We start from the raw sequence: 21,226 nt of genomic DNA, 5'->3' as shown, positions 1-21,226 counted from the left end.
CGCGGTGCGATGTAAGGGATGTAATATCAGACCAGCGATTTAAGACGATAAATCCAGTCGAGTGCCTGACGCGGTGTCAGCGTATCGGGATCCAGCGCCTCAAGCGCCTCCATGGCAGGCGAGGTCTCTTCAACCAGCAGCGGCAGCTGAGAGCCATCGACCGTCGATGACGCGGAGTGGTTTGAAACGGTCTCAAGTTCCTTCAGCTTATTGCGTGCCCGCTTAATCACCTCTTTGGGTACGCCGGCCAGCGCCGCCACCGCCAGACCATAGCTCTTACTTGCCGCACCCTCCTGGACGCTGTGCATAAAGGCGATCGTGTCGCCATGCTCAACGGCATCCAGATGGACGTTGACCACGCCTTCCATTTTTTCCGGCAGGGTTGTCAGCTCGAAGTAATGGGTGGCAAACAGCGTCATCGCCTTGATGCGGTTCGCCAGGTTTTCGGCGCAGGCCCAGGCGAGCGATAAACCGTCGTAGGTGGATGTTCCGCGTCCAATCTCATCCATCAGCACCAGGCTGTTTTCGGTGGCGTTGTGCAGGATGTTAGCGGTTTCGGTCATCTCAACCATAAAGGTCGAGCGCCCGGAGGCGAGATCGTCAGCGGCACCGACACGGGTAAAGATGCGATCCAGCGGGCCAATCAGCGTCTCATCGGCAGGAACAAAACTGCCAATCCATGCCATCAGCGCAATCAGTGCCGCCTGGCGCATATAGGTACTTTTACCGCCCATGTTGGGGCCGGTAATAATCAGCATTCTGCGCTGGGATGCCAGTGACAGTGGGTTGGCAATAAACGGCTCTTTCAGAACCTGTTCCACCACCGGATGGCGTCCGCCGCTGATTTTAATCCCGGCTTTATCCTGCAATACCGGGCGGCAATAGTTCAGGGACCAGGCACGTTCTGCCAGGTTGCTTAACACATCCAGCTCTGCCAGCGCGGCGGCACTCAGCTGCAGCGCTTCAAGATGCGGCAGCAACTGATCGAACAGCGCTTCATACAGGCTTTTTTCCAGCGACAGCGCTTTACCCTTGGAGGTGAGTACTTTGTCTTCGTACTCTTTCAGCTCCGGAATGATATAGCGTTCAGCATTTTTCAGGGTCTGACGACGGACATAGTGCATCGGTACCTGATGGCTCTGTCCGCGGCTCACCTGAATGTAATAACCATGCACGCCGTTAAAGCCGACCTTCAGGGTATCCAGTCCCAGCTTCTCGCGTTCGCGGATCTCCAGCCGGTCAAGATAGTCGGTTGCGCCATCTGCCAGTGCACGCCACTCATCCAGCTCCGCGTTGTAGCCGGGCGCAATCACTCCGCCGTCGCGGATCAGCACCGGCGGTGACTCAATCACCGCCTGTTCCAGCAGCTCACGTAACGCAGTGAACTCGCCCATCTGCGTGCGCAGCTTCTGCAACTGGGGCGCCTCAACATCGGCCAGCAGCTGGTTAAGTTCCGGCAGTTGCTGAAACGCATGACGCATGCGAGCCAGATCGCGCGGACGTGCGGTGCGCAGGGCCAGGCGAGCCAGGATTCGCTCCAGATCGCCGACCTGACGCAGCACCGGTTGCAGCACGTCGCTGAGATTTTGCAGCTCAGCAATCGACTCCTGACGCTGGTTAATAATGCGCGCATCGCGCAGCGGCATATGCAGCCAGCGTTTCAGCATCCGGCTACCCATCGGGGTGACCGTTTTATCCAGCACCGCCGCTAAGGTGTTGTCGGTGCCGCCTGCCAGGTTCTGGGTGATCTCCAGATTACGGCGGGTGGCCGCATCCATGATGATGCTGTCCTGCTGCCGCTCCATGCTCAGCGAGCGGATGTGGGGCAGCGTGGTGCGCTGGGTATCTTTAACATACTGCAGCAGGCAGCCCGCCGCGCTCAGTCCGAGGTGCGCATTCTCCACGCCGAAGCCATTGAGATCGCGGGTGCCGAACTGCAGGTTCAGCTGCTGGCGTGCGGTGTCGATCTCAAACTCCCACAGCGGACGGCGTCGCAGGCCGCGTCGCTGATCGATCAGCGACATCGCCTGGAATTCTTCGGGGTAGAGCAGCTCCGCCGGATTGGTGCGCTGCAGTTCTGCCGCCATGGTTTCAGCATCGGCAGGTTCGCTGAGGCGAAAACGGCCTGAGCTGATATCCAGCGTGGCGTAGCCAAAACCGCGCGGGCTTTGCACGATCGCCGCCAGCAGATTGTCGTGTCGCTCCTGCAACAGCGCCTCATCACTGATGGTGCCCGGGGTAACGATGCGCACCACTTTGCGTTCGACCGGGCCTTTGCTCAGCGCCGGATCGCCTATCTGCTCGCAGATGGCAACGGATTCACCCAACTGCACCAGTTTAGCCAGGTAACCTTCAACCGCATGATAGGGCACACCCGCCATCGGGATCGGTTCGCCCGCTGACGCACCGCGCTTGGTGAGTGAAATCTCCAGCAGCTGCGAGGCACGTTTTGCGTCGTCATAAAACAGCTCGTAGAAGTCACCCATACGGTAAAACAGCAGAATGTCAGGATGCTCCACCTTGAGGCGCAGGTACTGCTGCATCATCGGCGTATGGGAAGGAAAGTCCTTTTCGGTTGGCTCTTGCATAAGGTTTTAGCTCATTTTTAATGCGGTAAATTTCTGGCGGTCAACGCCCATGAAACCGAAAGGGATTCCAGGCGCGCAGGATAATCAGATGATAACGAATAGGGCAGGGCATATGCCAGCGTGATGCACAACCGCAATCCTGACCGGGTGTAACCTGACAGGCATCCTGGCAAATGTGGCGGCGGCTGGCGACAAAAAAGTGCCTGTTCTCATGACGCTGATGCGGGGCTGCGAGGCGGCTCGCGATTTCTGCGGCAGTTTATGGCCGGCAGGACGGCACTGCGCCGCATCGGGAAGGGGGAAAAGTCAGTGCAGCCCGTTCTGCAGCGCCCAGACGGCGGCTTCAAGTCGGGATTTAAGGTTCATCTTTTTCAGCAGATATTTAACGTGAACCTTAACCGTGCTTTCACTGATGGCCAGCTTGCGGGCAATCGCTTTATTGGTCATCCCGTCGCTGATCAGTTGCAGAATATCGCGTTCGCGCCGGGTCAGCTGATTGATGTCGCGCGTCTGAGCAGGCTGCGCTTCACGCAACCGGGCGACCAGAATCGGGGTTAACGCCTCGCTCAGCACGATCTGACCGGCAGCAGCCTGATGCAGCGCTTTCAGTAAGGCTTCCGGTTCCATATCTTTCAGCAGATAACCATCAGCGCCGCGCTTCAGCGCGCTGACCACATCCTCTTCATTATCTGAAACGCTGAACACCACCACCCGGCCAGAAAGGGCTATCTCACGCAGCTGGGTCAGGGTATCCAGTCCGTTCAGACCTGGCATATTAAGATCAAGCAGGATCAGGTCGGGATCATGCTGCTGTGCCAGCGCCAGGCCATCAATGCCATTACCCGCTTCGGCAACCACCTGCAGCCTTTCATCCAGCGCAATCAGCTGCTTCAGGCCATTGCGCAGCATGGGATGGTCGTCGATCAATAAAAGCGTAAATTTCTCTGCCGTCACAATGGCTCCTGTTCCTGTCACATACGCCAGCCCTGAGCGGGCGGAGAGCCTATCTTACCGGTGAAGCGGGGTCGCTATATACCCCCAATGGACTACTCCTTTATTTCCAGTCGGACACCCTTTTACAGAAGGCATTCGCGGCCGCGTTTAAACCCTATGATTTATAAGGGTTATCTGAATTCAGTCAACTACTTAACCGGGGTGAAGAGAGGGCGCCGCGCCTCTGTAACCTGCATTGCCGTTGATTTGTATCAAGCCCGACACCACGGCGGATGCGCAGGATACGCACAATTATTATTCTGCTGATGAGAGATTTATGACCCAATCCACCTCTTTGCAAACCCCGACGCGCGGCGCGTTAATTCAGGACTGGCAACCGGAAAACGACGCGTTCTGGCAGGCGCGTGGTAAACGTATCGCCAGCCGTAACCTGTGGATTTCTGTCTTCTGTCTGCTGCTGGGCTTCTGCGTCTGGATGCTGTTCAGCACCGTTGCGGTTAACCTGAATAAAGTTGGCTTTACCTTCAGCACTGAGCAGCTCTTTTTACTGACCGCACTGCCGTCGGTTTCTGGCGCGTTGCTGCGTGTGCCTTACTCTTTTGTTATTCCCATCTTTGGAGGACGTCGCTGGACCGCCTTCAGCACCGGCATCCTGATCATTCCCTGCCTTTGGCTCGGCTTTGCCGTACAGGACAGCCAGACCTCATTCACCACTTTTATGGTGATTTCCCTGCTGTGCGGTTTTGGTGGCGCTAACTTCGCGTCGAGCATGGGCAATATCAGCTTCTTCTTTCCCAAAGCCCGTCAGGGCGGCGCGCTGGGTATCAACGGCGGCCTCGGTAACCTTGGCGTCAGCGTAATGCAGTTTGTCGCCCCGCTGGCGATCTCCTGTGCCATTTTTGGTTTTGCCGATGTGGGTCAGACCACCATCACCGGCGACAGCATCTGGCTGGAAAATGCCGCCTGGATCTGGGTGCCGTTCCTGGCGATCGGCACGCTGGCGGCCTGGTTCGGCATGAACGACCTGGCGGCGGCGAAATCCTCGCTGCGTGAGCAGTTACCGGTGCTGAAACGTCCCCACCTGTGGGTTATGGCGCTGCTCTATCTGGCCACCTTTGGCTCATTTATCGGTTTCTCTGCCGGTTTTGCCATGCTGACGAAGACGCAATTTCCTGATGTCGTGATAATGCATTACGCCTTTTTCGGCCCCTTTATTGGCGCGCTGGCCCGTTCAGGAGGCGGCATCATTTCTGACCGCTTCGGCGGTACCCGCGTCACGCTGATCAACTACGTGCTGATGGCGCTGTTTGCTGCGCTGCTGTTCCTTACCCTGCCGGGTGCCGGACATGATGGCTCGTTCGTGGCCTTCTTCGCCGTGTTTATGGGCCTGTTCCTGACGTCCGGGCTGGGCAGCGGCTCCACCTACCAGATGATTGCGGTGATCTTCCGTAAGCTGACGCTGGAACGTATCAAAGCTGAGGGCGGCGACGATGCGCTGGCACAGCGCGAAGCGGCAACAGAAACCTCTGCTGCGCTCGGCTTTATCTCCGCCATTGGCGCGCTGGGCGGTTTCTTTATTCCGCAGACTTTTGGCCTGTCGCTCGCCATGACCGGTTCACCCGCCGGCGCGATGAAAATCTTCCTGGTCTTTTATCTCTGCTGCATCGCGGTGACCTGGCTGGTTTACGGCCGAAAATCACGCGCCTGATAACGACAAAGCCGGTGTGGCGCACCGGCACAATTTCACTTTCTGTGTCGGGACAGATGCAGAGTCAGCAATGTCACATTAAGCCTTCAGGAGTATTCCGGATGAGCAAGTTTCTTGATCGGTTTCGCTATTTCAAACAGCTGGCCGAACCCTTTTCTGGCCAGCATGGCCAGACGTTAAACAGCAACCGCGACTGGGAAGATGGCTATCGCAGTCGCTGGCAGCACGATAAAATCGTGCGCTCCACGCACGGCGTTAACTGTACCGGCTCATGCAGCTGGAAAATCTACGTCAAAAATGGACTGGTCACCTGGGAGACCCAGCAGACCGACTATCCGCGTACCCGTCCCGATCTGCCAAACCATGAGCCGCGTGGCTGCCCACGCGGTGCCAGCTACTCGTGGTATCTCTACAGCGCTAACCGCCTGAAATATCCGTTAATGCGCAAGAAGCTGATTCAGCTCTGGCGCGACGCGAAAGCGCAGCACAGCGACCCGGTGGACGCCTGGGCATCCATCATCAGTAATACTGAAAAGGCCAGAAGCTACAAACAGGCGCGTGGACGCGGCGGCTTTGTCCGCTCCAGCTGGCAGGAAGTCAACGAGATGATCGCCGCCGCGAACATCTGCACCGCGAAGACCTACGGCCCTGACCGCATTATGGGATTCTCACCGATTCCGGCGATGTCGATGGTCTCTTACGCTGCGGGCGCACGTTACCTGTCACTGATTGGCGGAACCTGTCTGAGCTTCTACGACTGGTACTGCGATCTGCCGCCGGCCTCACCGATGACCTGGGGCGAGCAGACCGACGTGCCGGAATCGGCTGACTGGTACAACTCCTCCTACATTATTGCCTGGGGCTCTAACGTGCCGCAGACCCGTACCCCGGATGCGCACTTCTTTACGGAAGTCCGCTATAAAGGGACGAAAACCGTGGCGATCACGCCGGACTATGCTGAGGTCGCGAAGCTGTGTGACCAGTGGCTGAGTCCGAAGCAGGGCACCGACAGCGCGATGGCGCTGGCGATGGGCCACGTGATGCTGAAAGAGTTTCATCTTGATCGCGAAGTTGGCTATTTCCGCGACTATGTGCGCCGTTACACCGATATGCCGATGCTGGTACTGCTGGAACCCCGTGAGGGCGGGTTTTACGCCGCCGGCCGTCAGCTGCGCGCCAGCGATCTGGTGGATGGGCTCGGTCAGGAGAATAACCCGGAGTGGAAAACCGTCGCGATTAACGAGGCGACCGGGGAACTGATTGCGCCGCAGGGATCTATCGGCTTCCGCTGGGGCGAAAAAGGCAAATGGAACCTCGAGCAGCGTGATGGGGCATCACATCAGGAAGTTGAACTGCAGCTCAGCCTGCTCGGCAGCCATGATGAGGTGGTGGAGGTCGGTTTCCCTTACTTCGGTGGCATTACCAGCGAGCATTTCAACAGCGTTGCGCTGGACGAAATCCTGCTGCATAAGCTGCCGGTGAAACGCCTGCAACTGGCGGATGGCAGTGAAGCGCTGGTCACCAGCGTCTACGATCTGACGCTGGCGAATTATGGTCTGGATCGCGGTCTGGATGATGCCAACTGCGCGCAAACCTACGACGACATCAAAGCGTACAGCCCGGCCTGGGCGGAGCAGATTACGGGTGTCTCCCGTCAGAACATCATTCGCATTGCCCGTGAATTTGCCGAAAACGCCGAGAAAACCCGCGGTCGTTCGATGATCATCGTCGGTGCCGGTATGAACCACTGGTATCACATGGACATGAACTATCGTGGCCTGATGAACATGCTGATTTTCTGCGGCTGCGTTGGTCAGAGCGGCGGTGGCTGGGCGCACTATGTCGGCCAGGAGAAACTCCGTCCGCAGACCGGCTGGACCCCGCTGGCCTTTGGCCTGGACTGGCAGCGTCCGCCACGCCAGATGAACAGCACCTCCTTCTTCTACAACCACTCCAGTCAGTGGCGCTATGAAACCCTGGCCACCAGCGAATTGCTCTCCCCGCTGGCGGATAAAAGTCGCTACAGCGGCAGCCTGATTGACCTTAACGTCCGTTCCGAACGTATGGGCTGGCTGCCTTCAGCGCCGCAGCTTAACGTCAACCCGCTGCACATCGCGGCGCAGGCGAAAGCCGCCGGTCAGTCGCCGCTGGATTACACCGTGGAAAGCCTGAAGCAGGGCACCATGCGGTTTGCCGCTGAACAGCCGGACGATCCGCAGAACTTCCCGCGTAACCTGTTTGTCTGGCGCTCCAATCTGCTCGGCTCATCCGGTAAAGGGCATGAGTACATGCTGAAGTATCTGCTGGGCACGGAAAACGGCATTCAGGGCAAAGATTTAGGCCAGCAGGGCCGCGTGAAGCCGGAAGAGGTGGAGTGGCTGGATCAGGGCGCCGAAGGCAAACTGGATCTGGTGGTCACACTCGACTTCCGCATGTCGAGCACCTGTCTCTACTCTGATGTCGTGCTGCCAACGGCGACCTGGTATGAAAAAGACGATATGAATACCTCGGATATGCATCCGTTTATTCATCCGCTTTCGGCGGCCGTCGATCCTGCCTGGGACTCAAAAAGTGACTGGGAGATCTACAAAGGTATCGCCAAAGCCTTCTCCGATCTCTGCCCGGGTCATTTAGGCGTTGAAACGGACGTCGTTACTCTGCCGGTATTGCATGACTCGCCCGCGGAACTGGCGCAGCCTTTTGAGGCGAAAGACTGGAAAAAAGGCGAATGCGATCTGATTCCGGGTAAAACCGCGCCACACATTATGGTGGTGGAGCGCGACTATCCGGCGACCTGGGAGCGCTTTACCTCGCTGGGACCGTTGCTGGAGACCCTGGGTAACGGCGGCAAAGGTATCAGCTGGAACACCAGCAAAGAGGTCGATTTCCTCAAGCAACTGAACTATGTCAAAGCCAATGGCCCGGCAGCGGGGCGGCCGAATATCGACACGGCGATCGATGCGGCAGAAGTGATCCTGGCGCTGGCACCGGAAACCAATGGTCAGGTGGCGGTGAAAGCCTGGCAGGCGCTGGGCGTAATTACCGGTCGTGACCACACCCACCTGGCGCTCAATAAAGAAGATGAGAAGATTCGCTTCCGCGATATCCAGGCGCAGCCGCGCAAAATTATCTCCAGCCCGACCTGGTCAGGGCTGGAAGATGAACATGTCTCTTACAACGCCTGCTACACCAACGTTCATGAGCTGATCCCGTGGCGAACCCTGAGCGGCCGTCAGCAGCTCTATCAGGATCATGAGTGGATGCGCGCCTTTGGCGAGAGCCTGATGGTCTATCGTCCGCCAATCGATACCCGTGCGGCGAAGCCGTTGCTGAACAGCAAACCCAACGGTAACCCGGAGAAGGCGCTGAACTTCCTGACGCCACACCAGAAGTGGGGCATTCACTCCACCTACAGCGACAACCTGCTGATGCTGACACTGTCGCGCGGCGGACCGATTGTCTGGATGAGTGAAGATGACGCTCGTGAGCTGGGTATTGTGGATAACGACTGGATCGAGGCGTTCAACGCCAACGGTGCGCTGACTGCACGTGCAGTAGTGAGCCAGCGCATCCCGGCCGGTATGACCATGATGTACCACGCGCAGGAACGTATCGTGAATATCCCTGGCTCGGAGATCACCAGCCAGCGCGGCGGGATCCATAACTCGGTGACGCGTACCTGCCCGAAACCGACTCATATGATCGGCGGTTATGCGCAGCTCTCCTGGGGCTTTAACTACTACGGCACCGTTGGCTCTAACCGCGATGAGTTCGTGGTAGTGAGAAAAATGAACAACGTTAACTGGTTAGATGGGGAAGGCAACGATGCCTGCCAGGGCAGCCAGCAGGAGGTAAAACCATGAAAATTCGTTCACAGGTCGGCATGGTGCTGAACCTCGACAAATGTATCGGCTGCCACACCTGCTCGGTAACCTGTAAAAATGTCTGGACCAGCCGCGAGGGCATGGAGTACGCCTGGTTTAACAACGTCGAAAGTAAACCGGGCGTTGGTTATCCGCACGCCTGGGAAGATCAGCAGAAGTGGAAGGGCGGCTGGATCCGTAAGATCAATGGTAAGCTGGAGCCGCGCATGGGCAGTCGCATCGGCCTGCTGTCGAAGATTTTCGCCAACCCGGATGTGCCCGCGCTGGATGATTACTACGAACCGTTCGATTTTGATTATCAGCATCTGCACAATGCGCCCGCCGGTAAGCATCAGCCGATTGCGCGTCCGCGCTCGCTGATCACCGGTCAGCGGATGAAAAAGATCGAAAACGGCCCGAACTGGGAAGAGATCCTCGGCGGCGAGTTTGCCAAACGTTCGCAGGATAAGAACTTCGATAACATCCAGAAGGAGATTTACGGTCAGTTTGAGCACACCTTCATGATGTACCTGCCGCGCCTGTGTGAGCACTGCCTCAACCCGGCGTGTGTGGCGACCTGCCCAAGCGGCGCGATCTACAAACGCGGCGAAGATGGCATCGTGCTGATCGACCAGGATAAATGTCGCGGCTGGCGGATGTGCCTCACCGGCTGTCCGTACAAGAAGATCTACTTCAACTGGAAAAGCGGCAAATCAGAAAAATGCATTTTCTGTTATCCGCGCATTGAAGCGGGCCAGCCCACCGTCTGTTCAGAAACCTGTGTCGGCCGTATCCGCTATCTCGGCGTGTTGCTCTATGACGCTGACCGCATTGAACAGGCGGCCGCAGCGGAAAACGAGAAAGATCTCTATCAGAGCCAACTGGATATCTTCCTTGATCCCAACGATCCGGCGGTGATTGCGCAGGCGCTGAAAGATGGCGTTGCGCAGAGCGTGATCGATGCAGCACAGCGTTCACCGGTCTATAAAATGGCGATGGAGTGGAAGCTGGCGCTGCCACTTCACCCTGAATACCGCACGCTGCCGATGGTCTGGTATGTGCCACCACTGTCACCGATTCAGTCGGCGGTGGATGGCGGGGCGCTGGCGCACACCGGCGTGCTGCCGGATGTGGAGAGCCTGCGCATTCCGGTTGAGTATCTGGCGAACCTGCTGACCGCAGGCGACACCGCACCGGTGCTGCTGGCACTGAAGCGGATGCTGGCAATGCGTCATTACAAACGCGCAGAAAGCGTGGACGGTGAGCATGATATCCGGGCGCTGGAGCAGGTCGGCCTGACCGAAGCGCAGGCGCAGGAGATGTACCGCTATCTGGCGATCGCGAACTATGAAGATCGCTTTGTGGTGCCTTCCAGCCATCGCGAACTGGCGCGTGAAGCCTTCCCGGAAAGCAAAGGCTGCGGCTTTAGCTTTGGCGATGGCTGTCACGGCAGCGACAGCAAATTCAACCTGTTCAACAGCCGCCGTATTGATGCCATCGACGTCAGTAAGAAAACCATTCGTCCGGAGGATGCCTCATGATGACGTTACGGATTCTTTCGCGGCTGCTGGACTACCCGGACGAGGCGCTGTTTACCCACTCTTCCGACCTGATCGCGGCGCTGGATGACGCCACTGAACTCAACCTGCAGCAGAGCGCACGGCTGGTGCGTTTTATCAATCAGCTCTGTGCCCGGCCACTGCTCGACGTGCAGGCTGACTACTGCGAACTGTTTGATCGTGGCCGCGCCACCTCGCTGCTGCTGTTTGAACACGTGCACGGTGAGTCACGCGATCGCGGTCAGGCGATGGTTGATCTGCTGGAACAGTATCGTGCCGATGGTCTGGAGCTGGACAGCAAAGAGCTGCCCGATTTCCTGCCGCTCTACCTGGAGTATCTCGCCTGTAAAAGCGATGAGGCCGCGCGTCAGGGACTGGACGACATCGTGCCTATCCTGGCCTTGCTGGCGGCGCGGCTTGAAGAGCGTCAGAGCCCCTACGCCGATCTCTTCACAGTATTACTGACGCTGTCCGGTAGCGCGGTTGATCCTGCGGCCCTCAAGCCACAGGTGGCGCAGGAAGCGCGCGACGATACGCCGGCAGCACTGGATGCTGTCTGGGAAGAGGAGCAGATTAAATTTCTCGGCGAGCAGGGCTGCGCCTCGGCGCAGCAGGCGATGCATCAGCGTCGCTTCGCCGAGGCGGTCGCGCCGCAGTATCTGGACATCGCCGCGACGACGGCGCGTACCACAGGAGAATCAGCATGAATTTTATTAACACTTTCTTCTTCGATATTTACCCCTATCTCGCCGGAACGGTCTTCCTGGTGGGAAGCTGGCTGCGCTATGACTACGGGCAGTACAGCTGGCGTGCCGGTTCCAGTCAGATGCTGGACAAAAAAGGGATGCGTCTCGCCTCCAACCTGTTTCACATCGGCATCATCGGTATTTTCTTCGGTCACATCGTCGGGATGCTGACGCCGCACTGGATGTATGAATCCTTCCTGCCGATCGACGTGAAGCAGAAACTGGCGATGATTGCCGGTGGCCTGTTCGGGGCGATGACACTGGTGGGCGGTGGACTGCTGCTGAAGCGCCGTCTGACCAATCCACGGGTGCGGGCGACCAGTAGCGTCGGTGATATTCTGATCATGACCCTGCTGGTGGCTCAGGCGACGCTGGGCCTGCTGACCATTCCCTTCTCCGCCCAGCATATGGACGGCAGTGAAATGATGAAGCTGGTGGGCTGGGCGCAGGCGGTGGTGACCTTCCACGGTGGGGCTTCGCAGCATCTCGACGGCGTGGCGTTTATCTACCGCGTGCACATGGTGCTGGGAATGACGCTGTTCCTGCTGTTCCCGTTCTGCCGGCTGGTGCATATCTGGAGCGCGCCGGTTGAGTATCTGACCCGTCGCTATCAGCTGGTGAGAAACCGCCGCTAAGCGCATGATGGCTGCGGGGCAGAGAGAGCCCCGCAGCCATTTTAGCCCACGGCTGCCTTGACGTTTTTTTAAGATTTTGCCCTGTATGTCATTGCGCTGAACGTCTACTATTACCGCATCTGAAATTACCCCTCGTTTATGGATAACCGATGCGCCTCAAGTTAGCCTTCCTTGCGTTCATCCCGCTTCTGGCCTCCTGCAGCAGCAAACCTGAAGTCCAGTCCCAGCAGAAGATGCTGGCTGCGCCACAGGGCGGTTTTTTACTGCAGCCGTCGCACAGCGGACAGGCGATGTTTGGCGACTTTGCCGGTAACCCGGCAGCAGAGCAATTTATCGATAAGATGGTGGAGAAGCATGACTTTGACCGTCAGCAACTGCACAACATCATCGGTCAGGCCAAACGACTGGATTATGTGCTGCGACTGATGGACCGTCAGGCACCAAGCTATACGCCAGCGCCAGGGCCTAATGGCGCCTGGATCCGCTATCGCAACAAGTTCATTACGCCCGATAACGTGCAAAATGGGGTGGCGTTCTGGAATCAGTATCAGGATGCCCTGCAACGCGCACAGCAGGTTTATGGCGTGCCACCGGAAATTATCGTGGGCATCATTGGCGTGGAAACCCGCTGGGGTCGTGTGATGGGGAAAACGCGGATTCTGGATGCGCTTGCGACCTTATCCTTTAACTATCCGCGCCGCGCAGAGTACTTCAGCAGCGAGCTGGAAACCTTTCTGTTGATGTCGCGCAAAGAGCAGGATGACCCGCTGGCGCTGAAAGGCTCCTTTGCCGGGGCGATGGGCTATGGTCAGTTTATGCCCTCCTCTTACAATGATTATGCGGTTGATTTCAACGGAGACGGTCATGCAAACCTGTGGGATCCGGTGGATGCTATCGGCAGCGTGGCGCACTATTTTCAGAAGCATGGCTGGCGCAGCGGCGAAAATGTGGCGGTACCGGCCAGCGGTCAGGCACCGATGCTGGAAGATGGCTTCAAAACCCGTTACAGCGTGAGCATGCTGGCGGCGTCAGGATTGTCACCACAGGGCTCGCTGGACGGTAACGATCAGGTCAGTCTGCTACGCCTGGATTTGGGCACCAGCTACCAGTACTGGTACGGCTTACCCAATTTCTATGTCATTACCCGCTACAACCACAGTACCCATTATGCGATGGCGGTGTGGCAGCTGGGTGAGGCGGTGAGCAAGGCGCGCCAGGGCGGCCTGTTATAAAGGCTATCCTTGTTAACTGTAAGGTTATATGATGACACCCTTTTTCAGGCCACACAGCCACTGATATTTCTGGAGTCATTATGTCTTTACCTGCCTGCCCGGCTTGTCACGCCGATTACACCTGGCAAGATGGCGATAACCTTAACTGCCCCTCCTGCGGTCACATCTGGACCGAGGGAGAAGGTGACAGCAGCAACGCATCACTGGAAGTGCGTGATGCCAACGGCAATCTGCTGGCAGATGGCGACAGCGTCACGGTGATCAAAGATCTCAAGGTGAAGGGCAGTTCTTCATCGCTGAAGATCGGCACTAAAGTGAAAAGCATTCGTCTGGTTGAAGGGGACCACAACATCGATTGTAAAATCGACGGTTTTGGCCCGATGAAATTAAAATCTGAGTTTGTGAAAAAGAACTGAGATCGGGGGCGCAGGGATGCGCCCGCTTTCCTGCTTAGCTGAACAGCTTATCAATTGCGGCACACTGTTCCGCATTCAGCGTGCCACCGTAGTTTCGTGAGCCGCTGCTCATCGAGTCATAGCGCCGTGCCACGGCCGTTTTAATTGTCGTTACGAAATCATCTCCGATATTGTAAATCGCCATCAGACGGCCGATCTGCTGCTGCAGGCGCGTCAGCTCCGGCAGATTGCCACTTCGCCATGCCGTCATCATCTGCGCAAAGTACTCCGGCACAATATTATTCAGTCCTGAAATTACACCGGCACCGCCCGCCAGCAGGTTCGGGAGCAGGTACTCGTCATACCCCGACAGTACGGCGAAATCGCTACGCACCTTGCGGGTCTCTTCAATCATCATCCGGTTATGCGACAGGCAATCCACCGTATCTTTAATGCCGGCGAAGTTGGGCAGCTTTGCCGCCAGGGCGGCAATCAGCGCGGGCGTCAGATCGCAGCCGGTGCGGGCCGGAAAATTGTAGGCAAACCATTTACCACCCAGTTGGGCGTCCAGTGCTTCGAAGTAGTGCATCAGCTGGTTTTGCGTCTGGCCATAATAGTAGGGCGGCAGCACCATCACCGCGTCAAAGTCATTTTTCCAGGCGGCTTCAGCCAGCTCCAGCATGTCAGGGATGCAGGTTGCCGAGACGTTCGCGACCATCTTCAGCGATGACAAGGGTCTGGCTTCCTGAATCAGTTGTAAGCGTTCCTGCTGCGTCAGTGAGGCGAACTCGCCAATGCTGCCCATTACCAGTAAGGTATCGATACCGGAGTCATTGAGGCGGGAGAAATGTCGCCCGAGCGCATCAATATCGACCGCACCCTGCGCATTAAACGGGGTGACTGAAGGGCACCAGACACCGGCAAAGGGCGATTTTTCACTCATAAATGACTCCTGAATCGGATGTTAAAAAAATGAAACAGCGTTTTAACTTAATGACTCCGGCCGGTCTCTGCCAGCGCATGATTCAAAAATGAGCAACGGGTCGCACTTTTTCCTCTTTCATCCGTCTCAGTAAGCGGATGCATCTGATAACTGAGCGAGAGGTCATGATGAAAGAGTGGGATCCTGTGCTGTACCGTAAGTTTGAAGCAGAACGAACCCGTCCAGCCCGCGAACTTCTGGCGCGCCTCAGCCTGGAACAGGTTGAGCAGGTGACCGATCTGGGATGCGGGCCCGGTAACAGCACCGAGCTGCTCGCTGATGCCTGGCCACTGGCGCAGATTACCGGGCTGGACAGTTCCGCCACGATGTTAACTCAGGCCGCTGAACGCCTGCCGCACTGTCGTTTTATCCAGGCGGACATCCGCAACTGGCAGGCCGATGTGCCGCAGCAGGTGGTCTACGCCAACGCGTCTCTGCAATGGCTGAATAATCACGCAACGCTGTTTCCCCATCTGGTCAGCCAGCTGGCGCCCGGTGGCGTGCTGGCGATCCAGATGCCTGATAACCTCAATGAGCCGTCGCACCGGCTGATGCGCGAGGTGGCGGCAACGGATCGCTGGCGTTCACGCATCAATGCCGATGCCGCTGAACGTACACAGCTGCTTTCCACGGGCGAGTATTACGATCTGCTGACGCAGGCCGGCTGTGAGGTGGATATCTGGCGTACCACCTATTATCACGTGATGGCCGATGCGCAGGCGATTATCAGCTGGCTGCAGGCGACCGGTTTACGGCCTTTCCTGGCAACGCTGGATGAGACCGAACAGACGGCGTTTCTGACCGATTATCATCAGCGTTTGCTCGCGGCTTATCCGGCTCAGGCCGATGGTCAGGTGTTGCTCGCCTTCCCGCGTCTTTTTATGGTTGCGGTGAAAAACCGGTAAGCGCAGTGGAAAGCTGGCCGCAAAAACAGCGTAATAATGGTGAGTGACCTTGAAAAAGCGGTTTTTCTGCACCACCTTCAACCCACAGCCAAAGGGAGAGTCGCAATGGATGATCAGCAATTGCAGGCGCTTAGTGCGCAGATAGGTGAGAAGCTGAAGCAGCGCAATGCCACCGTAACCTGTGCGGAATCCTGCACGGGGGGATGGATTGCCAAAGTCTTTACCGATATCAGCGGCAGCTCCGCCTGGTTCGAGCGGGGTTTTGTGACCTACAGTAACCAGGCCAAACAGCAGATGGTCAGTGTTCAGGCTGCTTCGCTGTTGCAGTATGGTGCGGTAAGTGATGTGGTGGTGCGGGAGATGGCGCTGGGTGCCCGCAGGGCGGCCCATGCTGACTACGCGATCTCCGTCAGCGGTATTGCCGGTCCGGATGGCGGCAGTGAAGAAAAACCGGTGGGCACGGTGTGGTTTGGCTTTGCCGGGCCGCAGGATAACGTATTGACTTTTCAGCAGCATTTTAGCGGCGATCGTGATGCCGTACGCCGCCAGTCGGTGGCATGGGCCCTGCAGAAACTGTATGGCGAATTTCTGACAAATTAAACTTGATACTGTATGACTATACAGTATAATTGTCGGCAACAGAAAGAGTACAGGCACCCTGAGTGCGTGTTTACCCGGCTTGATTAGGAGTTGAAATGGCGATTGATGAAAACAAACAGAAGGCTTTAGCTGCCGCGCTTGGCCAGATTGAGAAGCAATTTGGTAAAGGCTCCATCATGCGCTTGGGTGAAGACCGCTCAATGGATGTGGAAACTATCTCTACCGGCTCGCTGTCGCTGGATATCGCATTAGGCGCAGGCGGTCTGCCAATGGGCCGTATCGTTGAGATCTACGGACCCGAGTCTTCAGGTAAAACCACGCTGACTTTGCAGGTTATCGCATCTGCACAGCGTAAAGGTAAAACCTGTGCCTTTATCGATGCCGAGCATGCGCTTGATCCGGTTTACGCCAAGAAACTCGGCGTAGACATTGATAACCTGCTCTGCTCTCAGCCAGACACTGGTGAGCAGGCGCTGGAAATCTGTGATGCGCTGGCGCGCTCTGGTGCCGTTGACGTGATCATCGTCGACTCCGTCGCGGCGCTGACGCCTAAAGCGGAAATCGAAGGTGAAATCGGTGACTCACACATGGGCCTCGCGGCACGTATGATGAGCCAGGCGATGCGTAAACTGGCCGGTAACCTGAAGCAGTCCAATACCCTGCTGATTTTCATCAACCAGATCCGTATGAAAATTGGTGTGATGTTTGGTAACCCGGAAACCACCACTGGTGGTAACGCGCTGAAGTTCTACGCCTCTGTCCGTCTTGATATCCGCCGTATCGGTGCAATCAAAGAGGGCGATAACGTGGTCGGCAGTGAGACCCGCGTTAAAGTGGTGAAAAACAAAATCGCCGCGCCATTCAAACAGGCTGAGTTCCAGATCATGTACGGCGAAGGTATCAATACCTTTGGTGAGCTGGTCGACCTGGGCGTGAAGCACAAGCTGATTGAAAAAGCGGGTGCATGGTACAGCTACAATGGCGACAAGATTGGTCAGGGTAAATCGAATGCCGGCAACTTCCTGAAAGAGAATGCTGCTGTGGCAAACGAGATTGATCTGAAGTTACGTGAGATGTTGCTCAACGGCGCGGATGAAAAACTCGCAGCAGCCGACAAGGCTGCTGAGAAAGAAGACGCGGCTGAAGCGAACGAAGACTTCTAATCTCTGATGCGGGAGGGGCGAAAGCCTCTCCCGTAGTTTTTATCCCCCTCTATTGCCTTTCTTGCCTTCCCTCTGTCCTGTTCTGTCGCCATAATCTCCCTCTGTTTGTACAAGGTGCGCAGTATGACTGAACCCTCTCAGCCCCAACCTAATGTCGTCTCTTACTCTCGTCTGCTTGACCGTGCGATGCGTATTCTGGGTCAGCGCGATCACAGCCGTGCAGAGTTAGCGCGTAAACTGCAACAATCAGCGCAGCGTGCTGCGTGGGCGCAGAAAAAAGAGCCCGAAATTGTTACCGAAGCGTTGCTGGAACAGGTTCTTAACTGGTGTCAGGAAAGCGGCTGGTTAAACGACGAGCGTTTCACCGAACGATTTATTCAGAGCCGGAGCCGTAAAGGCTTTGGATCGCAGCGCGTGCGCCTTGAACTGGGCCAGAAAGGCATCGACCGTGAAGCCATTGATCTTGCAATGGAAGAGACTGAGGTAGACTGGGCGGCGTGCGCGGCTCAGCTGGCTGAACGAAAATTCGGACACCCGCTGCCCACAGAGTGGAAAGAGAAAGCGAAAGTACTACGCTATCTGCAGTCAAAGGGTTTTATGAGCGAAGATATCCAGTCCATTTTCAGAAATTTTGATGACTAAAAGCCGATGTAATTTTACTTCCCACTGAAGAAAATTTATCTTATTCCCACTTTTTGTTCCGCTAATCAGGCACCACCAGAATGTGGTCGCGCCGATCAGAGGGAACGTTCGTTAGCGTGATTCCAGGATATATATGAGCAAGAGCACTGCTGAGATCCGTCAAGCGTTTCTCGACTTTTTTCATAGCAAGGGACATGAGGTTGTAACCAGCAGCTCCCTCGTACCGAATAACGATCCAACGTTGTTGTTTACTAACGCCGGGATGAACCAGTTTAAAGATGTGTTCCTCGGTCAGGACAAACGTGACTACACACGTGCGACCACGTCACAGCGCTGCGTACGCGCAGGCGGCAAACACAACGATCTTGAAAACGTCGGTTACACCGCACGTCACCACACCTTCTTTGAAATGCTGGGTAACTTCAGCTTTGGTGACTATTTCAAGAGAGAGGCGATTGGTTTTGCCTGGGAACTGCTGACGAGCGAGCAGTGGTTCAGCCTGCCAAAAGAGCGTCTGTGGGTGACGATCTATGAAACCGACGATGAAGCCTTTGATATCTGGGCGAATGAAATCGGTGTGCCACGTGAACGCATTATTCGCATCGGCGACAACAAGGGCAGTGCGTATGCGTCAGATAACTTCTGGCAGATGGGCGATACCGGTCCTTGTGGTCCGTGCAGCGAGATTTTCTACGATCATGGCGATCACATCTGGGGTGGCCCGCCGGGCAGCCCGGAAGAAGATGGTGACCGTTACATTGAGATCTGGAACATCGTCTTTATGCAGTTCAACCGTCAGGCTGATGGCACCATGCTGCCGCTGCCAAAACCGTCGGTTGATACCGGAATGGGCCTTGAGCGTATTTCTGCCGTTCTGCAACACGTCAACTCCAACTATGAAATCGACCTGTTCCAGAAACTGATTCAGGCCGTGGCACAGGTTACCGGTGCCACTGACCTCAGTAACAAATCGCTGCGTGTCATTGCCGACCACATTCGCTCCTGTGCATTCCTGATTGCCGATGGCGTCATCCCGTCTAATGAGAACCGTGGCTACGTGCTGCGTCGTATCATTCGTCGTGCCGTGCGTCATGGCAACATGCTGGGCGCCAAAGAGGCCTTCTTCTATAAACTGGTTGCGCCACTGATTGAGGTCATGGGTGCCGCAGGTGAAGAGTTACAGCGCCAGCAGGCTCAGGTTGAGCAGGTGCTGAAAAGCGAAGAAGATCAGTTTGCCAGAACCCTGGAGCGCGGACTGGCGCTGCTGGACGAAGAGCTGGAAAAACTGCAGGGCGACACGCTGGATGGTGAAATCGTCTTCCGTCTCTACGATACCTTTGGTTTCCCGGCTGATTTAACGGCTGACGTCTGTCGCGAACGCAATCTGAAGATCGACGAAGCCGGCTTTGAGCGGGCGATGGAGCAGCAGCGTCAGCGCGCACGTGAAGCGAGTGGCTTCGGCGCTGACTACAGCAACGTTATTCGTATTGATGCCGCCTCATCCTTCAAAGGCTACGACCAGCTCGATTTAGCTGCCACGGTGAAAGCGCTCTATGTTGCAGGCGAGGCGGTTGATGAAGTGACCGCGGGTCAGGATGCCGTGGTCGTGCTGGATGAAACGCCATTCTATGGCGAATCGGGTGGCCAGGTAGGCGATACCGGTCTGCTGAAAGGGAAGAATGCTGAATTTAGCGTCCAGGATACACAAAAATATGGTCAGGCAATCGGTCATGTCGGTAAGCTGACCGCAGGGCAGTTGCGTATCGGTGATCACCTTGAGGCGCAGGTTGATGCGGCACGCCGTGCGCGCATCCGTCTTAACCACTCTGCTACTCACTTACTGCATGCCGCCTTGCGTCAGGTTTTAGGTGAGCATGTGGCGCAGAAAGGCTCGCTGGTTAACGACAAGTACCTGCGTTTCGATTTCTCGCATTTCGAAGCGATGAAACCTCAGGAGATTCGTCAGGTCGAAGATATCGTCAATGCGCAAATTCGTCGCAACCTGCCGGTTGAAACCGAAGTGATGGATCTGGATGCGGCGAAGTCTAAAGGGGCAATGGCACTGTTTGGCGAGAAATATGATCAGCGCGTGCGTGTTCTGACCATGGGTGATTTCTCTGTTGAGCTGTGTGGTGGTACCCATGCTGCGCGCACGGGTGACATCGGGCTGTTCCGTATTCAGGCGGAGTCAGGTACCGCAGCCGGTATTCGTCGTATCGAAGCGATTACGGGTGAAGGCGCGCTGGCGCAGGTCAATGCGCAGAGCAGCCAGCTGCAGGATCTTGCGCAGCTGGTAAAAGCGAACAGCAGCAACCTGAATGAGAAAGTGCGTGGTCTGGTCGATCATGTACGGGCTCTGGAGAAAGAGTTGCAGCAACTGCGCGATCAGCAAGCCGCGCAGGAGAGCGCTTCACTGAGCAGCAATGCTATCGACATTAAGGGAGTGAAACTGTTAGTCAGTGAGCTCAACAATGTTGAACCTAAAATGTTGCGTACCATGGTTGATGATCTTAAGAATCAGCTGGGGTCGGCGATTATTGTGCTGGCAACGGTTACTGAAGGTAAGGTGTCGCTGATTGCGGGTGTGACCAAAGATCTGACTGACCGTGTTAAAGCGGGTGAGTTGATTGCCGGTCTGGCTCAGCAGGTTGGCGGTAAGGGCGGTGGCCGTCCTGATATGGCACAAGCTGGTGGTAACGATGCGGGTGCTCTGAAAGGCGCATTAGCAGGGGTTGAGGACTGGGTCAGCAGCCGTCTGTAAGTGAATTAAAACAAGGCATCGTAAAAAGCGTCAGAACGGTTGTTCCGGCGCTTTTTAATACGATGCTAAAGCAGCAAATGACAAAGTCAGGTTGATGTAGTGTATTTCGGCTAAACTAACTATCAGCAGAATGTATTGGCGCATCGATGTGCATTGGTGTATTTCTCATACACATTGTGCAGCGTTAAATGATGGATAATGCCGGGAGCCTGTACAAGCCCGACTCTTTTAATCTTTCAAGGAGCAAAGAATGCTTATTCTAACTCGTCGAGTTGGTGAAACCCTCATGATCGGTGATGAGGTAACTGTAACGGTGCTGGGTGTTAAGGGTAACCAGGTTCGTATCGGTGTTAACGCGCCGAAAGAAGTGTCTGTGCATCGCGAAGAGATCTATCAACGCATCCAGGCTGAAAAAACGCAACAAACCAGCGTTTAACGGATTCAGCGTCTCGCACCTGTGCGAGGCGCTACCGCTTTCTGTAAAAATCCTGCC

Annotated in this window: 16 protein-coding genes; 13 read left to right on the top strand and 3 right to left on the bottom strand. The window is 56.2% G+C overall.

Translation table 11 applies throughout. The features are described 5' to 3' along the window. Positions 1–26: 26 nt before the first annotated feature. Both mutS and narL read right to left on the bottom strand, forming a co-directional pair. A complete protein-coding gene (gene mutS / locus ACO6VX_RS11335; RefSeq protein WP_422458134.1) occupies positions 27–2,588 on the bottom strand; it encodes a DNA mismatch repair protein MutS in 2,562 nt (853 codons plus the stop codon). Positions 2,589–2,894: 306 nt separating this feature from the next. Continuing rightward, positions 2,895–3,542 (bottom strand): two-component system response regulator NarL, encoded by a 648-nt coding sequence (narL, locus tag ACO6VX_RS11330; protein ID WP_010248531.1) that lies wholly within the window; start codon positions 3,540–3,542, stop codon positions 2,895–2,897. 316 nt (positions 3,543–3,858) lie between these two features. Between narL and ACO6VX_RS11325 the strand changes: the two genes are divergently transcribed. The 7 genes from ACO6VX_RS11325 (at position 3,859) to ACO6VX_RS11295 (ending at position 13,701) form a co-directional block, all read left to right on the top strand. Continuing rightward, the gene (locus tag ACO6VX_RS11325) at positions 3,859–5,250 is read left to right on the top strand and encodes a NarK family nitrate/nitrite MFS transporter (RefSeq protein ID WP_422431801.1); all 1,392 of its coding nucleotides are present in this window, start codon (positions 3,859–3,861) and stop codon (positions 5,248–5,250) included. Between the two features lie 101 nt (positions 5,251–5,351). Next, positions 5,352–9,113 (top strand): nitrate reductase subunit alpha, encoded by a 3,762-nt coding sequence (locus tag ACO6VX_RS11320; protein WP_422431799.1) that lies wholly within the window; start codon positions 5,352–5,354, stop codon positions 9,111–9,113. Continuing rightward, positions 9,110–10,654, top strand: coding sequence for a nitrate reductase subunit beta (gene narH, locus ACO6VX_RS11315; RefSeq protein ID WP_010248525.1), 1,545 nt, complete (start codon positions 9,110–9,112; stop codon positions 10,652–10,654). The genes ACO6VX_RS11320 and narH overlap by 4 nt, the downstream gene beginning before the upstream one ends. Further along, complete coding sequence (gene narJ / locus ACO6VX_RS11310; protein ID WP_346460669.1) at positions 10,651–11,379, top strand: nitrate reductase molybdenum cofactor assembly chaperone; 729 nt, start codon at positions 10,651–10,653, stop codon at positions 11,377–11,379. The genes narH and narJ overlap by 4 nt, the downstream gene beginning before the upstream one ends. Then, positions 11,376–12,053, top strand: coding sequence for a respiratory nitrate reductase subunit gamma (gene narI, locus ACO6VX_RS11305; protein WP_022623789.1), 678 nt, complete (start codon positions 11,376–11,378; stop codon positions 12,051–12,053). Before narJ ends, narI begins: the two co-directional genes overlap by 4 nt. A 149-nt stretch (positions 12,054–12,202) precedes the next feature. After that, a complete protein-coding gene (gene mltB / locus ACO6VX_RS11300; RefSeq protein WP_422431796.1) occupies positions 12,203–13,285 on the top strand; it encodes a lytic murein transglycosylase B in 1,083 nt (360 codons plus the stop codon). A gap of 80 nt (positions 13,286–13,365) precedes the next feature. Beyond that, positions 13,366–13,701: a zinc ribbon domain-containing protein YjdM gene (locus tag ACO6VX_RS11295; RefSeq protein ID WP_033770017.1), complete on the top strand. Its 336-nt coding sequence runs from the start codon at positions 13,366–13,368 to the stop codon at positions 13,699–13,701. 34 nt (positions 13,702–13,735) lie between these two features. Here the strand turns inward: ACO6VX_RS11295 and ACO6VX_RS11290 are convergent, their stop codons facing one another. Then, the gene (locus ACO6VX_RS11290; RefSeq protein WP_287061372.1) at positions 13,736–14,623 is read right to left on the bottom strand and encodes a dihydrodipicolinate synthase family protein; all 888 of its coding nucleotides are present in this window, start codon (positions 14,621–14,623) and stop codon (positions 13,736–13,738) included. Positions 14,624–14,790: 167 nt separating this feature from the next. On the opposite strand from ACO6VX_RS11290, the gene tam reads away from it, so the two are divergent. The 6 genes from tam to csrA all read left to right on the top strand — a co-directional run bounded on the left by tam (position 14,791) and on the right by csrA (position 21,169). Next, entirely contained in the window at positions 14,791–15,567 is a 777-nt protein-coding gene (tam, locus tag ACO6VX_RS11285) for a trans-aconitate 2-methyltransferase (RefSeq protein ID WP_157353810.1), read from the top strand. Between the two features lie 105 nt (positions 15,568–15,672). Then, positions 15,673–16,167 (top strand): nicotinamide-nucleotide amidase, encoded by a 495-nt coding sequence (pncC, locus tag ACO6VX_RS11280; protein ID WP_010672121.1) that lies wholly within the window; start codon positions 15,673–15,675, stop codon positions 16,165–16,167. Positions 16,168–16,262: 95 nt separating this feature from the next. Beyond that, positions 16,263–17,330 (top strand): recombinase RecA, encoded by a 1,068-nt coding sequence (gene recA / locus ACO6VX_RS11275; protein ID WP_010248510.1) that lies wholly within the window; start codon positions 16,263–16,265, stop codon positions 17,328–17,330. A gap of 123 nt (positions 17,331–17,453) precedes the next feature. Further along, positions 17,454–17,972, top strand: a complete 519-nt coding sequence (locus ACO6VX_RS11270; protein ID WP_010248508.1) for a regulatory protein RecX — start codon at positions 17,454–17,456, stop codon at positions 17,970–17,972. A gap of 133 nt (positions 17,973–18,105) precedes the next feature. Further along, a complete protein-coding gene (alaS, locus tag ACO6VX_RS11265) occupies positions 18,106–20,733 on the top strand; it encodes an alanine--tRNA ligase (RefSeq protein ID WP_422431791.1) in 2,628 nt (875 codons plus the stop codon). Between the two features lie 250 nt (positions 20,734–20,983). Beyond that, the gene (gene csrA / locus ACO6VX_RS11260) at positions 20,984–21,169 is read left to right on the top strand and encodes a carbon storage regulator CsrA (protein ID WP_008927091.1); all 186 of its coding nucleotides are present in this window, start codon (positions 20,984–20,986) and stop codon (positions 21,167–21,169) included. The last annotated feature ends 57 nt before the right edge of the window (positions 21,170–21,226 follow it).

It is taken from the genome of Pantoea sp. BJFS-204 (genome assembly GCF_049310725.1).
Classification (GTDB): Bacteria; Pseudomonadota; Gammaproteobacteria; order Enterobacterales; family Enterobacteriaceae; genus Pantoea; species Pantoea agglomerans.
The sequence above is the reverse complement of the archived record's forward strand: the minus strand, read 5'-3'. Positions and strand labels throughout refer to the sequence as shown.